This window comes from Thalassospira sp. NFXS8 (assembly GCF_040148805.1).
In the GTDB taxonomy this organism is placed as follows: domain Bacteria; phylum Pseudomonadota; class Alphaproteobacteria; order Rhodospirillales; family Thalassospiraceae; genus Thalassospira.
Genome location: NZ_JAGEMF010000002.1, coordinates 320,700 through 334,475, shown reverse-complemented (window position 1 = coordinate 334,475; position 13,776 = coordinate 320,700). Strand labels below are relative to the sequence as shown.

Sequence of the window (13,776 nt, the reverse complement as noted above, 5' to 3'; positions counted from 1 at the left end):
TTAATGCGTAATAGAACATACTTTTAGAACTTATTACGCTTCATTTAAAACGTTGCAGATGAAAATAATTTCTTCATTGCTCAGGTCTGGAAAATTACCGATATAGAAGCCGTAAAAATGGATATAGTCGACTTCTGGAAAGTCCTTGTAAGCATCCGGTGCAACGATCCCCTTAAGATAGGGTTGTCGAAGCTGGTTACCTCCCCCGGCACTGCCTCGACGATATTCAATACCTTCTTTTTTAAGGCAATTTTCGATTTTTTTGAATTTCTCTGAAGTGCCATGTTTTAAAATAACATTGAAAGCATAGTTGCTCGACCCTTCAAATCGAAAATCGTTACGATATTTGGTATGATCAAGGTTATCAAAGAACAGGGCCTGATTTTCTGTACGGCGTCGAACAATATCATCAAGCCGTTTCAATTGGTTAAGCCCTAAAATTCCACCAATTTCATTATTACGAACATTGTAGCCCGAACAGGCAAAGATAAAAGATTCGTTCAGGTCAGGATTTTCCGAAATATAACCATCCTTTAAATCCTGATCCGTGGCTTCGCGAACCATGCCATGTCCGCGCAGCATGCGAAGTTGTTGATAAGTATCGTGATCATTGGTGCAGACCATGCCACCTTCAATCGTACTCATATGATGTGCGTAATAGAATGAGAAGTTTGACATGTCGCCAAAACTTCCGACCTTTTGACCATTGTGTGTAGCGCCATGTGATTCGCACACATCCTCAATCAACGGAATATTTCGGCGTTCAAGTTCAGTCAAAAGGCTATCAGTCAGACCATTAAATCCCTGAATATGCGACAAAAACACCGCACGGGTTTTCGGGGTGATTTTTTCCAAAATCTGCGCCGGATCCATTGCCAATGTTTGTGGATCAATATCGACAAACACCGGAGTAAATCCGTTATGCAAAACGGAAGAAATATCAGAAACCCAGGTAAACGCAGGAACAATGACCTCACCGCCTTCCGGGTGGCGAATTTTCAAAATAGCCATCGACAATAAATTCGCGGCAGACCCAGAGCTCACAAATACCGAGTATTTCACCCCAAGCCAATCAGACCAGGCTTGCTCAAACTCTCGGCACCGAGCACCGTTGGTCAACATAGGATTGTCTTCTTTAAGAAGCTCAATCGCCAGATCAAGGTCTTCGCGCGTAACATTATTACGCATTAATGGAAATTTGAGCATTTTACCCCCACGGAATTTAAGAAACTTTTTTATAAAATTTTTCAATTGCATCGAATGAAGCATCCAGGCCAATACCAACCTGTTCGTGCAATTCATTCCTGCTACCAAGCTCAAAATTATAGCCTGGCTGAACACCAATCCCAAGATAAGGGACAAGCAAATCGTGGTCGGTTATGAATTCATGAAATCTCGCATCAACCCCACCCCGATTTTTAAAACCCTCTTCGAGTGAGACTAAACCTTTATAATTTGAAATAAATTCTATCAGTGACTTCTCATCAAAACTCTGAATATCAAACAGGTCGACAACAGCCACTTCAACACCGTTTACGGCAAGCTTTTCAGCAACACATAAAGCTGTATGAACCATATATCCTGTTGCGATCAAGCAAACATCTTGGCCGCTACGCAGAATTTGATATCCCTGAAGCATATTAGGCTGGAATTCTTCATATAAAACCGGCAAGACTTGCGCATCGAGACGTATGTATTTGGGCGCAACCTTCGATAGACATTTGTCCAGTAATGCAGCAGAAGTAATATGATCGCTCGGTGAATAAATTTCAAAATTCGCCAATGCCCGCATAAGCGTTAAATCTTCATAACATTGATGTGTCGGTCCTGACACCACATAGCTATAACCTGCACCAACCCCGATCAGATTAACATTAAGAGGACGCACTTCGGAAAGAAGTGCCAAACTGACTCTTAATTGCTCATAGCAGCGCATAGTTATAAAAGGCGCAATTGCATATGCAAAAACAGTAAACCCTTCCAACCCGAGGCCAGCAGAAATATTAATGAGATTCTGCTCCGCAATCCCAACATTTTTGAACCGATCGGGATAATCTGCTCTTATTTTATCAAGCACCGGCGAGCCAAAATCAGCAGTCACAAAAAATATTTTTTCGTCGTGCTTCATTGCCTGCCAAATTTTCTCCAGCAAGGCATCCCGCATAGCTATTGGTTTTATGGTCATAGGATTACTCTATCAGACTATCGAGTACTTCAGGCTTCACGCCAAGAATGTGCGAAAGTTCAGCATTTTCAAGATTTGGCACCCCTCTCCCTTTGATTGTATTGCAAATCAAAGCCTTGGGTGCTTTGTTGCGGTTTATTTTCATTCTGGAGAGCTCGGCCTGGACCTGACCAACATCATGACCGTCAACTTCGGACGTATGCCAGCCAAAGCTTTGCAGTTTTGCGTGGAAATCGCGATGGCTCACAATATCGTCAGTGTAACCAAGCATACTGATCTTGTTGTTATCAATAACAAGATTCAAATTATCCAACCCATGTTGGGAAGCAAACATAATTGCTTCCCAACATGCGCCTTCATGCAACTCGCCATCTCCTGTTACGACAAAAACGCTTTGTTCTTTACCGCGCGCTTTCAAACCGCAAGCCATACCGGCCCCAACCCCCAGCCCATGACCGAGGGACCCGTTAACAGTTTCATACCCGGGAATAACAGGATCTGGAATGCCACCCAGAAAACCGCCCGAATGACAAACCCGCGCTAGTTCCTCACGCGGAAAATAACCGAGGTCAGCAAGAATCGGATACATACAGATCGATCCATGACCCTTGCTAATAATGCATCGATCACGTGCGTCATCGAGTGGCATATCCGGATTGAAATGCAGAATATTTCCGTAATAAAGCGAGACAAAAATCTCGATCGGAGAAAGAGAGGACGCAATACGGGTTTCCGGTGCATGACGGTTAATTAACAATGTCTGCTGCCAAACCCAATGAGCTTTCTCTTTAAGGAAGTTGTCTTCTTTGATCGAGGTCATTTAGCCCAATTCTCCAAGTACCACTTATAAGTACTTTCAAGTCCATCCAAAAAATTAACCTTCGGCTTCCATCCCAGCCCCAAAAGGCGTGCGCTATCCAGAAGTTTCCTCGGCGCTCCATCAGGTTTTGTGCTGTCCCATTTTATATCACCTTCAAATCCAACAACTGCCGCAATTTCGTGTGCCAGCTCTCTGATAGAGTAATCACTTCCTGAGCCGATATTAAGCGGTAGCGGCACTTTCTCAACATCGCTGGAAAGAATCATGATAACAGCGTCCGCAATATCAGACGAGTAAACAAACTCCCGTCTTACATCCCCGGTCCCCCACAATGTCAGTTCAGGAAGCCCTTCCTCTTGCGCACGGTGAATACGGTGGATTAACGCCGACAATACATGCCCTGTGTGCGGATCAAAGTTGTCGTTTGGCCCAAATACGCTATTCGGAATAACAGGGATAAACTTTGTTGCGCCAAACTGCTTGTTATAGGCAAGACACAGCTGTAACCCGGCAAGCTTCGAAATGGCATAAGGTAAACTTGTCAGTTCAGGGACTCCAGATAGCAATACATCTTCGGACATAGGTTGCGGGCATTCACGCGGATACATGCAGGACGACCCAAACAACACGAGTTTGCGGACATTGTTTCGATGCGCACTTTCCAAAACGTTGAGCTGTATTTTCAAATTCGTTGTCAAGAAATCGGCCGGTATTTCCTGATTCTGTAAAATACCACCGACCTTTCCTGCGGCAAGAATCACATAGTCTGGCTGGGCCGCTTCAAAAAACTCTGACACTGCCTTTGAATTTGTCAGTTCAAGTTCCTCATGGGAACGAAGCAATAAGTTAAAATATCCCGCAGATTGTAATTCTCGAACCAGAGCAGAGCCAAGAAGTCCGGTATGGCCTGCAACATAGATCTTATCACTCTTATTCATATTATAAACCGTCCGGCTGATAGAAAGCGATACTTGAGCCACTATTCTCAAACTTGAAAGGAACGTAAACCAGCCTGGACAGTTTTTCTCTGATTTTTGCCTGGAATTCTGGCGCAGCAAATATCAGAATAAAGCCTCCTCCTCCCGCACCCAGAATCTTGCCACCTTCCGCTCCGCAGTCAACAGCTGTCTGATAAATTTCGTCAATTGCGCCATTTGAAATCTGCTCAGACAAACTGCGTTTATAGCACCAGCTTTCGTGCAGCATCTTACCAAAATCCGATATCGGTGCACTGGGACTACTTAAAATAGCAATAGCCTCTGGCACCATTGCTTGCATTGCTTTAAGTTCGGTTTCCCGATTCTTTAGGTTCTGAATTTGCGACGCTGCAATTTCCGAAGCGAACCTGGTTACTCCCGTGAAGAATAACATCAAATGTTGATTCAACATTTGTTTCCTCTCGGTTTTTATCACCACCGGGCTAACCGCAAAGTCATCATTTTTCAAGAAATCAACTCGATTGAGGCCCCCAAACACAGTACCAACTTGATCCTGAGAGCCTACATTTTCCTTGAGAATATTTTGCTCAATATGAATAGTCTCACGCGCGAGCGTGTATTTATCAATTAATTCACCACGCAAACTTTTGATTGCATGAACCAACCCTGCCGTAAATGACGAACTTGAACCTAGCCCAGATCTCGCAGGCAAATCGCCATCATGGTGAATTTCCAATCCACTTTGAACATTCATATAATTAAAAACACCCCGAACCGCCGGATGTTTTATGTCATCATTTAATATTACATTTTCTATTAATGAATAAACGATCCTGTGCTTATGATTAAAAAAAGGCGGGAGATTTCGGCAAGATATATAACAATACTTATCGATAGATGTTGTTAGAACACTGCCACCAAATTCTCTGAACCATTCAGGGTAATCGGTACCACCCCCAAAAAATGATATTCGGTACGGCGTTTTAGTAATGATCATAAACCAGTCCCAAATCCAGATTGATAAATGTAATATTTTTGAATTTCAAATAACAAGAGATACAATAAAACGAATTCAAACTCCCACGTTTGAATTCGTCAACCACCCCCTGCACCCTCATACTGATCGCCCCCGACCTTATACACAAATATAATCTTTATAAAAGCTCTATCACTGCAACAAAGCAACTGTTAGCGTGTCTTAAGACAGTACCTCCCCCAACAAACACCAGCGAGTTCAATCGCCAAGCAGTTTTCGCTTCAACCGGATCTTAGCCATTTCCTCGATGTTTTTTCGCTCTTTCACACCGAATTTATGCTCAATCATACCTAGATAAGACGGATTTGAAAAAAACGTTTGCCATGCCTCGTCCCTGAATCGCAACACATCTTCTGCACTCACGTACCGGGTCGGCAAAGGCTTACAATCGTAAGACAGGAAAGCGTATCCTTCATAAGAATCAGGCAACTCCCAATTGTTAAGCTTTGCTTCAAGATGAATAGGGCTGCCTGGAAGAGCCTGGCACGGGTACATATTGGCCATTTCCGTATTAAGCTGCATCGCAAGATCAAGTGTTTCCTGCATCGTTTCCATAGTATCCTCGGCGAATCCAAAGATAAAATTACTGATAATCTTGATATCAGCATCTTGAATCATTTCACAAATCTCACGAATATTAAGTTCGCGAAATGATCCTTTTGACACTTCCTGGCGAACGACCTGATTACCTGACTCAATTCCCAAAGCCAACCAATTCACACCAGCTTTCTTGAAAAGCTCAAGTTCTTTCTGACGCACGGTATCAACACGTGAATAAGCCCACATATTAAAGTCAAATTTTTCTTCAATACATTTCTCAAGAATTGGTCGATAGAATTTTCGGTTAAGGAAAAACATCTCATCGCTTATGCGAAGAGTTTTAACTCCCATCTCTGAGAGTTTCCTCATTTCACGAATAACCCATTCCGGGCTCCAAAATCTCATACCTTTAAAATTAGCAGCACTTACTTCGTCATCATTATCAACTCGATTCAATATGTTGATCATGCAAAAATCGCATGCAAACTGGCAACCAAGAGAAGTATAAATTGCGGCAAACGGCGTCCGCTTCTCATGATCAAAGTCCGCATGCCAAAAATGCGCTCGATACATATCCAATGGCTTTTCATTATATGGCAAAAGATCCCATGCATATCCGGGCATATCTTCATCCATACGATCTTGGGGCACAACTTTTTCTGGTGAGTTCAAAATCAGTTCATTACTGTCAGAATTTTTATAACCAATACCTTTAATGCCTCTCAAATCCGGTCCCAAATCGCTGCGCAACAAATTTTGCACTGCGTAGACACCTTCATTTAACAAAACAATATCAACGCAATCATATGCCAATACTTCTTTAGGTAGCGCACTGGTATGCGAGCCAACAAAAGCAATTTTTATATCTGAATTTTCTTTTTTCAAAGCTTCCGCAAGCGCCAAAGCTCCAATCATACTTGTTGTTCCTGAATTCGGATTTTGTCCGTAAACCACAAATACCACCAAGCGTGCACTAGCAATACAAATACGATCAACTGCCGCATCAAGACTCAGACGTTCTGCATCACAATCAAGAATTCCGACTTTAAATCCATTTGAACGACAAGATTCAGCCAACAATAAAGACCATGTTGGCGGCTCAATGGCAGAATAAACGGCAGAAAGCCCCTGATAAGCTTTTGCAGAAGAATCGGGAGTAACAAACAATGCATCCATAATATAAAAATACCTTTTCAATTTAATAAAAATTTCGATTGAACTGACTAAACCAACAATGAACTGTGCAGCTCGTGTATGTCACAAAAGAAACGACACCGTCAAACATCAAACGCTGACTAAAAGGCGAAATTATAAAAATCTAATAAAGCAAAAATTTTCTTCTTGTAGAATTTTCAAGCCTCCTCCCCCCACCATTATATCAGTGAAATTGATACGCAACTGTCTCTCCGCACATCAACCTTCAGACACGCTACATAACATTTCACAGCAAGAAACATCTTTTTATCAAATTTCCATAGCCTATTGGTTGCTGTTGCTTTCGAAATTCCGTATAGCTACCGATCATAGTCAGGTTTGGGACAATCTGGCACAGAAAGACCTGACACGGGGGCAAGCTTGAGCAATTCCAGCACACCATCAACGACTCTTGCTAACACGCAAACCGACGAAAAACGATCACGCTTGAAAACGTTGGCCAGCAACGTCGGTCGTGGCGGCGAGAAAGAAGAGCTTGATTTAAAAGAATTGCTGCGTACAGCCTGGCGTCGTAAAGGCGTTATTTTTTCCGTAATCTTTGTGCTAACCGTACTGGTAACGCTGATTGTCTTTCAAATCGCACCCCGTTTTACCGCCACCAGCAATGTCATTATTGACGGTCGTAAAAACCAGGTCGTCGACATTGAAAGTGTCATGAGCGGCGTTTCATCCGAAATGGGCGCATTGCTAAGCGAAGTGGAAGTCATCAAATCAAGTTCGCTTATTCGCCGTGTGGTGACAGATCTTAACCTGGAAAAAGACCCCGAATTTAACGCCGAGCTGCGCGAAGTCCCGTGGTATAAAACCCTGCTAAGCCCTGAAACCTATGTCAGTGACGATTTCCTGATTTCAATCGGCTTAAAAAATCCTGCCGTTATTCTCAGCGATACCGAACTGGCAGAAGAACTAGCGAACCGTGTGATCAACAATGTTAAATCACATATGGATGTCGGTATTGTTGGACGGTCCCAGGTCATCTCAATCAGCTTTACCTCAACCAACGCCCGCAAGGCATCGCTGATCGCCAATACCATCGCCGATCAATATATCGTCGATCAGCTTGAAGCCAAGTTCGAGGCCACCCGTCGTGCCACATCATGGCTGAACGACCGTCTTGCCTCGCTGCGCGACAAGGTTCAAACCTCCGAGGCTGCGGTACAGGCCTATAGCGAATCCATTTCCAGCAAGGTTGGTCAGGGTTCGAAAATGACGGAACAGCAAATTTCCGAACTCAGTTCACAACTGATCCTCGCCCAGGCCAGCCGCGCCGAAGCCCAGGCCCGCCTCAATCAGGTACAAAGCCTTCTGGGCAACAGTGCTGATCTGTCATCTGCTGCCGAAGTGCTAAATTCCCCTCTGATTCAGCGTTTGCGCGATCAGGAAGCAGAGCTTCTGCGCCGCGTCTCAGAACTTGAATCAAAATATGGCGACCGTCACCCCGCCATGATCAAGGCCCGGGCCGAACTGGCCGATTTACGCACCTCTATCGAACGCGAAGTTCGCAAAATCGCGCAAAGCCTTAAAAACGAGGTTGGCGTTTCCCAGGCCCGGGTCAGCACCTTGCAACAAAGCCTAAATGGCCTTGAAAGCAAAAACAACACCCAGAACCAGGCCGAAATTCGCCTGCGAGAGCTTGAACGCGAAGCCAATGCCAATCGCCTGCTCTATGAAAATTTCCTGAACCGCTTTAAGGAAACCAACAGCCAGGAAGACCTGCAACAGGCTGATGCCCGCATCATTTCGCGTGCCGAAGTCCCGGTAGATCCCTCTGCCCCGAAAAAACAGCTGATCATTGCCGTTGCCTTTGTTGGTTCTGTTTTTCTTGGCGTTATTCTGGTCTTTGTGCTTGAACAGCTTGATAACAGCTTTCGCAGCACCGAACAGCTTGAACAGATTGCCGGCGTACCCGGTATTGGCATGATTCCGCTTTTGACCGGTAATTTGCTCGGCAAAACCGATGTCGGACGCTTTCCAACCCACAAGCCCGGTTCTGCCACAACTGAATCTGTTCGCAGCCTGCGAACCTCGCTGATGCTCTCCAATGTTGATAATCCGCCGCGGATTGTCGGCATTACCTCGACTGTTCCCTCCGAAGGTAAATCAACGCTGGCAGCATGGCTGGCACAGGTCACCTCAAATTCCGGCCAGCGCACCCTGCTGGTTGACTGCGACTTGCGCCGCCCGACGGTTCATAAAACCTTTGGTGCCGATAACACCCATAGCCTAGTTGAATTGCTGGCCGATGAATGCACCATCGATCAGGCAATTAAGCGCGATGAAGAAACCGGTCTTTACCTGCTTCCGGCCAAGGTCACCCAGGCCAACGCACTGGATTTGTTATCCTCGACCCACATGGAAACAACATTGCGCGCCTTGCGTGAACATTTCGACTTTATCGTGCTTGATGCTCCGCCAATCCTTGCTGTTTCTGACTCCAAGGTTATCGGCCTGATGGCCGACAAAATGCTTTATGTGGTAAAGTGGGACAGCACACCACGCGGGCTGGTTAAAGCAGGCCTTAAGGAAACAGCCGAAGCCGGTATTGACCTTGCCGGGGCAGTTCTCACCCAGGTGAATGTCAAAAAACACGCCAAATATGGCTATGGCGATTACGGTTATTATTATGGCCGTTACAAAGACTATTACGCCAAGGGATAATGATGCGCTTTATCTCAAAGCGCAGAATTCCTGCGATTATCGGGCTACTGGCGGGAACAGGGCTGCTTGTTCTCGCCATTCCCCATACCATGGCGTCAATGCTGCTGGCACTGTCAACGCAGCGATATCAGTATATCAATAATCCCGATACCAGCGACGAAACCATAAACCAGCTATACGACACCACCATGGATGCCATCGGCTGGGTTGCAACTTCCGATGCCTGGACCCGGATCGGCTATATCGAAATGGCGCGCGCCAGGCGTGCGACAACCGATCAGATCAAAAAAGACCACTATTTGGCCGCAAGAAATGCATTTGCAGCCGCCCTGGCTCTTTCACCAATGAATACCTTCACCTGGGCACGTCTGGCATATACACAGTTGTTAACAGGTGGTGCCCGCGACGGAAGTGCTGTCGAGTCGTTACGAATGTCCCTATTGACCGGCCCTTATGAACGTAATCTGGCAATAAAGCAGATTAGCTATGCCATTGAACTATGGGACCAACTATCACAAAGCGAACAGCACGAAATAGACGAAAAAATCCGCTGGATTGATACGCTTGAACATCAAGATCTAATTAAACTGGCTAAAAAAAACCCGACCACCATTCGCATCACTGTTGGCGCAATGGCAACAACCGAACCCCAACAATTTTCTAAATTTATTACAGATATCAACAGCATTAAATAAGATACATATAATACTTCTCCGCGCTCGCAGATCTTCATCTACCTCGTGGATGGATAAAATTTCGGACACAAAAAATTAACATAGATTTATATTTATATCGGAAATGATCGCTCGAGCACAAAAACCAGAAAATTAAATATTTAACCTTGCCACCGCAACAGCATCCCCTGAGGTATTATCTTGATGTAAAACTCAGGATTTTTTAGGTTGCGAAGACACAGGTGTAAAATCAGTATGCCGCCGTTACAGCATTTCATACTATAATATTATATTTAAATTAATCTCTATAATAAATAATCATATTGATAAAATATTGAAAAATAAACACACATTATCTGCATAAAAAAATCAATCCTTGGTAGTTCGTTGTTGCATACCTGATCAAAATCAACCCTGATATAAAAAATATTATTTTAAAAGACCGATTCCAAATCTCAATTTAATCACCTCCATAGCTAAACTTACCCACTGAAAAATTAGACATCGCAATCTCCGCAGCATGACAAAAACATGCACCCCGTCAATTGGTGTTGCAAAATAGCAACAGTTTACTCCTGTTGTGACATAAAATCACTCAACAGATGTAATACCATTTGCGTATAAAATTTACCTCACATAGATTTATTCTTATGGATAAAGATGATAAGTATAGATTATATGCTTTATCGTCTTGGGGAAATATTAGCGTACTAAGGGAGTCGCTGGAACATGAAGATGATGAGCAAACTTGCAGCAGTCACTGCATTAGCCGGTGGCATGCTTATGGGGGCACATGGCCTCGCCAATGCGCAATCTGCGGGTGCAGATGCCATTACGCCGTCAATCGCAGCATCACTTGACGCCGCCAAAGGAACACCGGAAAGTCTGGCCGCAGCCGTTAGCGCACTGGTTCGTGCAAACCCGGGTGCTGCTGCCACCATTGCCGCAGCCGCCGCAAAAGCAAACCCGAATGCCGCTGCACAAGTTGCAAGCGCTGCCGCCGCAGCCGCCCCTGACTCTGCCAGCACAATTGCAGCTTCGGTTGTCACCGCCGTTCCGGCTTCGGCCGAAGCAGTAACCGGTTCGGTCGTCACGGCTGTTCCGACCGCCGCCGCGCAGATTGCGGTTTCTGTGACAACAGCATCCCAAAAATCTGCGGCCGCAACCGGCACAGCAAGCACAGCCTCGCCAGCCGCCATTGCTGCCGCCGCGACCAAGGCATCCCCAAATAGCGCCCTTACAATTGCCGCTTCTGTTTCGCGAGCAAACCCGCAAGCCGCCAGCCAGATCGCCAGCTCGGTTGCCGTTCAGGCCGCCGCAAGCGGATCAACCGCCACGCCGGGACTTATCGCCGCAGTATCGGCCAGAAGCGCAGGTGTCGACCAAATTGCCGTTGTTCGGGCTGTTTCAAATGCAACAAACATATTTCCTGCAAACGTTGCGACCCAGGCTGCGGGTGCGGCAAACGGTCGACTGATTAACTCGATTGTGAACCAGTCAGCGCAAACCGTGCAGACGGCGCAAAATGACGCACAAGATGCAAGCTCAGCCAATCAGCAGGCAAATACCAGCATACAAGCGTCAAATGCTAACGAACAAACTGGTGGGGATGCCGGAGTCATTAGCGGAAATGACGATACTGCTGCCATCGAAGATCAAAAAGGCAGTGAAGATCAAAACAACTCAAGCCCATCTTAATTTCCAACCAGGGTTAAGTTGAGCTGTCCGGCTTAGTGGTGAATGCAAAAAGTTTAGAAGGGGATACAACGTGAAATTTCTTAAAGGGGGGCTGCTCACATCTGTAGCAGTCGGTGCATTGGCAGTAGCATTTCCGGCAGCCGCGCAGGAACAGGTGAACCCGGATAAAGCAGTAACCGAACGCGCACTGGAAGGATATGAACCCAACGGCATCACGCTTGGTTCTTTCCGCCTTTATCCGAAGGTAGAAGCTGCCGAAGAATATAACGACAACATCTACAAATCGAACACCAACGAAACTGACGATTACATCACCAAAATTTCGCCGGGCTTACAGTTGCGTTCAAACTGGAACCGTCACTTCCTGCAGTTCGAAGCATCGTCCGAATTTGGCATTTATGCCGATACCAGCGACAATGATTATACCGACTATAATCTGCGTGCGACCGGTCGTGCGGATGCCACCGAAGCCCTGAAATTCACCGGTGATGCTCGCATGCAGCACCTGCATGAAGAACGTGGCGGTGATGACGTTTCAACCGATGCAAAAGAACCGGTTGAATATGATAAGTTAACTGGCGTTATTGGTGGGACCTATAAACCCAACCGCTTCAGCGTTGGCCTAACCGGGACGGTAGACGACTACAATTTCGACGACAACACGACAGTTGGCGGCGGCACTGACAACAACGATGACCGTGATCGCACTGAAACCAAAGGTGAAGTGCGCCTTGGTTATGAAATCCAAACCGGTTATGAAGCCTTCATCAAAAGCTCGCTGAATGAACGTGATTACGATTCTCAGTTTGACGACAGTGGCGTAAACCGTGACTCGAACGGTTATAAGGTAGAAGCTGGTATTTCCATTGATCTGGACCGCTTGATCCGTGCCGACCTTGGTGTGGGCTGGATGGAACAGGATTATGACGATTCGGCACTTGAAGATGTTGATGGTTATTCCGCCGATGCCCGCATTCGCTGGAACATCACCGAACTGACGACGTTGCGTGCGTTAGCATCACGCACCATCAACGAAACCACCACAACCGGTGCGTCTTCGACCATCGGCACTGCTGTTGGCGTTGGTGTCGATCACGAATTGCTTCGCAACCTGATCCTGAATGCAGATGCGAAATATTATAACTCTGATTATCAGGGTATTTCGCGCGAAGACGACAAATACACCTATTCTGTTGGCGCTGATTACAAACTCAATCGCAACCTTTATGGCGGCGTCAAGCTGAGCCACGAAACCCGCGATTCAACCAACACCGTCAACGAATATGATCAGAACGTAATTATGGTAAAGGTTGGCGGCCAGTTCTAATTGGCTGTGAACCATTCCTCATTCGCTCTGTAGATGTTATGATCCCTTCGGGTTCCCCTCCCGAAGGGATTTCTATTAGACAGGTTGGTAATGCGTAAATTATGTGGATTCATCTTCGCCCTGATCATTGCCCTGTGTGCAGTTAACACTGCCTATGCGGCACAACCGGTTTATACACTGGGATCGGGCGATAAAGTTCGGATTACGGTATTTGGCGAACCCGACTTATCGGGCGAATTTGAAGTATCGGGTGATGGCCAATTATCCCTTCCCCTGATTGGTTCTGTTTCTGCCGACGGGAAAACCCTGAATACATTAGGTACAGACATCCAGACAAAGCTGATGGATGGATATCTGGTTGACCCAAAAGTAAGTGTCGAAGTCCTGAACTACCGTCCTTTTTACATTCTTGGTGAAGTCAAGGAACCTGGCAGCTACCCGTTTGTAAATGGCATGAGTGTCCTGAACGCTGTTGCATTAGGTGGTGGTTTTACCTACCGCGCCGACAAAGACGATATCCTGATCATTCGTGGTGGCGATGAAAGCCGGAAACCCGAAAAAGCAACACCGGAAACCATTGTCCTGCCCGGCGATATCGTCCGTGTGGAAGAACGCTTCTTCTAACTGCGGCATCTAAGGCGATAATGCCGGTTTTATGAAGATGACTTCTGAAAAACACATCCAG

At 45.9% G+C, this 13,776-nt stretch carries 11 protein-coding genes; 5 read left to right on the top strand and 6 right to left on the bottom strand.

The window, feature by feature from the left end; translation table 11 throughout:
- Positions 1-33 precede the first annotated feature (33 nt).
- The 6 genes from J4E05_RS10850 to J4E05_RS10825 form a co-directional block, all read right to left on the bottom strand.
- Entirely contained in the window at positions 34-1,257 is a 1,224-nt protein-coding gene (locus tag J4E05_RS10850) for a DegT/DnrJ/EryC1/StrS family aminotransferase (RefSeq protein ID WP_349595331.1), read from the bottom strand.
- The gene (locus J4E05_RS10845) at positions 1,223-2,185 is read right to left on the bottom strand and encodes a transketolase family protein (protein ID WP_349595328.1); all 963 of its coding nucleotides are present in this window, start codon (positions 2,183-2,185) and stop codon (positions 1,223-1,225) included. The genes J4E05_RS10850 and J4E05_RS10845 overlap by 35 nt, the downstream gene beginning before the upstream one ends.
- 4 nt (positions 2,186-2,189) lie before the next feature.
- Positions 2,190-3,005, bottom strand: a complete 816-nt coding sequence (locus tag J4E05_RS10840) for a transketolase (RefSeq protein ID WP_349595325.1) — start codon at positions 3,003-3,005, stop codon at positions 2,190-2,192.
- A complete protein-coding gene (locus J4E05_RS10835; RefSeq protein WP_349595323.1) occupies positions 3,002-3,943 on the bottom strand; it encodes a GDP-L-fucose synthase family protein in 942 nt (313 codons plus the stop codon). Before J4E05_RS10835 ends, J4E05_RS10840 begins: the two co-directional genes overlap by 4 nt.
- 1 nt (position 3,944) lies before the next feature.
- The gene (locus tag J4E05_RS10830) at positions 3,945-4,940 is read right to left on the bottom strand and encodes a GHMP family kinase ATP-binding protein (RefSeq protein ID WP_349595322.1); all 996 of its coding nucleotides are present in this window, start codon (positions 4,938-4,940) and stop codon (positions 3,945-3,947) included.
- 237 nt (positions 4,941-5,177) lie between these two features.
- Entirely contained in the window at positions 5,178-6,695 is a 1,518-nt protein-coding gene (locus J4E05_RS10825) for a B12-binding domain-containing radical SAM protein (protein ID WP_349595319.1), read from the bottom strand.
- 399 nt (positions 6,696-7,094) lie between these two features.
- On the opposite strand from J4E05_RS10825, the gene J4E05_RS10820 reads away from it, so the two are divergent.
- The 5 genes from J4E05_RS10820 (at position 7,095) to J4E05_RS10800 (ending at position 13,715) form a co-directional block, all read left to right on the top strand.
- Positions 7,095-9,392, top strand: a complete 2,298-nt coding sequence (locus J4E05_RS10820) for a GumC family protein (protein WP_349595316.1) — start codon at positions 7,095-7,097, stop codon at positions 9,390-9,392.
- The gene (locus J4E05_RS10815) at positions 9,392-10,087 is read left to right on the top strand and encodes a hypothetical protein (protein ID WP_349595313.1); all 696 of its coding nucleotides are present in this window, start codon (positions 9,392-9,394) and stop codon (positions 10,085-10,087) included. The genes J4E05_RS10820 and J4E05_RS10815 overlap by 1 nt, the downstream gene beginning before the upstream one ends.
- Before the next feature lie 714 nt (positions 10,088-10,801).
- A complete protein-coding gene (locus J4E05_RS10810; RefSeq protein ID WP_349595311.1) occupies positions 10,802-11,764 on the top strand; it encodes a hypothetical protein in 963 nt (320 codons plus the stop codon).
- Positions 11,765-11,834: 70 nt separating this feature from the next.
- The gene (locus J4E05_RS10805; protein WP_349595308.1) at positions 11,835-13,091 is read left to right on the top strand and encodes an outer membrane beta-barrel protein; all 1,257 of its coding nucleotides are present in this window, start codon (positions 11,835-11,837) and stop codon (positions 13,089-13,091) included.
- 90 nt (positions 13,092-13,181) lie between these two features.
- Entirely contained in the window at positions 13,182-13,715 is a 534-nt protein-coding gene (locus tag J4E05_RS10800; protein WP_085593205.1) for a polysaccharide biosynthesis/export family protein, read from the top strand.
- Positions 13,716-13,776: the final 61 nt, after the last annotated feature.

What these genes read in the sequence shown, in the direction of transcription:
- J4E05_RS10850 (WP_349595331.1), bottom strand. Translation starts at nt 1,257, where the DNA reads ATGCAATTGAAAAATTTTATAAAAAAGTTTCTTAAATTCCGTGGGGGT.
- J4E05_RS10845 (WP_349595328.1), bottom strand. Translation starts at nt 2,185, where the DNA reads ATGACCATAAAACCAATAGCTATGCGGGATGCCTTGCTGGAGAAAATT.
- J4E05_RS10840 (WP_349595325.1), bottom strand. Translation starts at nt 3,005, where the DNA reads ATGACCTCGATCAAAGAAGACAACTTCCTTAAAGAGAAAGCTCATTGG.
- J4E05_RS10835 (WP_349595323.1), bottom strand. Translation starts at nt 3,943, where the DNA reads ATGAATAAGAGTGATAAGATCTATGTTGCAGGCCATACCGGACTTCTT.
- J4E05_RS10830 (WP_349595322.1), bottom strand. Translation starts at nt 4,940, where the DNA reads ATGATCATTACTAAAACGCCGTACCGAATATCATTTTTTGGGGGTGGT.
- J4E05_RS10825 (WP_349595319.1), bottom strand. Translation starts at nt 6,695, where the DNA reads ATGGATGCATTGTTTGTTACTCCCGATTCTTCTGCAAAAGCTTATCAG.
- J4E05_RS10815 (WP_349595313.1), top strand. Translation starts at nt 9,392, where the DNA reads ATGATGCGCTTTATCTCAAAGCGCAGAATTCCTGCGATTATCGGGCTA.
- J4E05_RS10810 (WP_349595311.1), top strand. Translation starts at nt 10,802, where the DNA reads ATGATGAGCAAACTTGCAGCAGTCACTGCATTAGCCGGTGGCATGCTT.
- J4E05_RS10800 (WP_085593205.1), top strand. Translation starts at nt 13,182, where the DNA reads ATGCGTAAATTATGTGGATTCATCTTCGCCCTGATCATTGCCCTGTGT.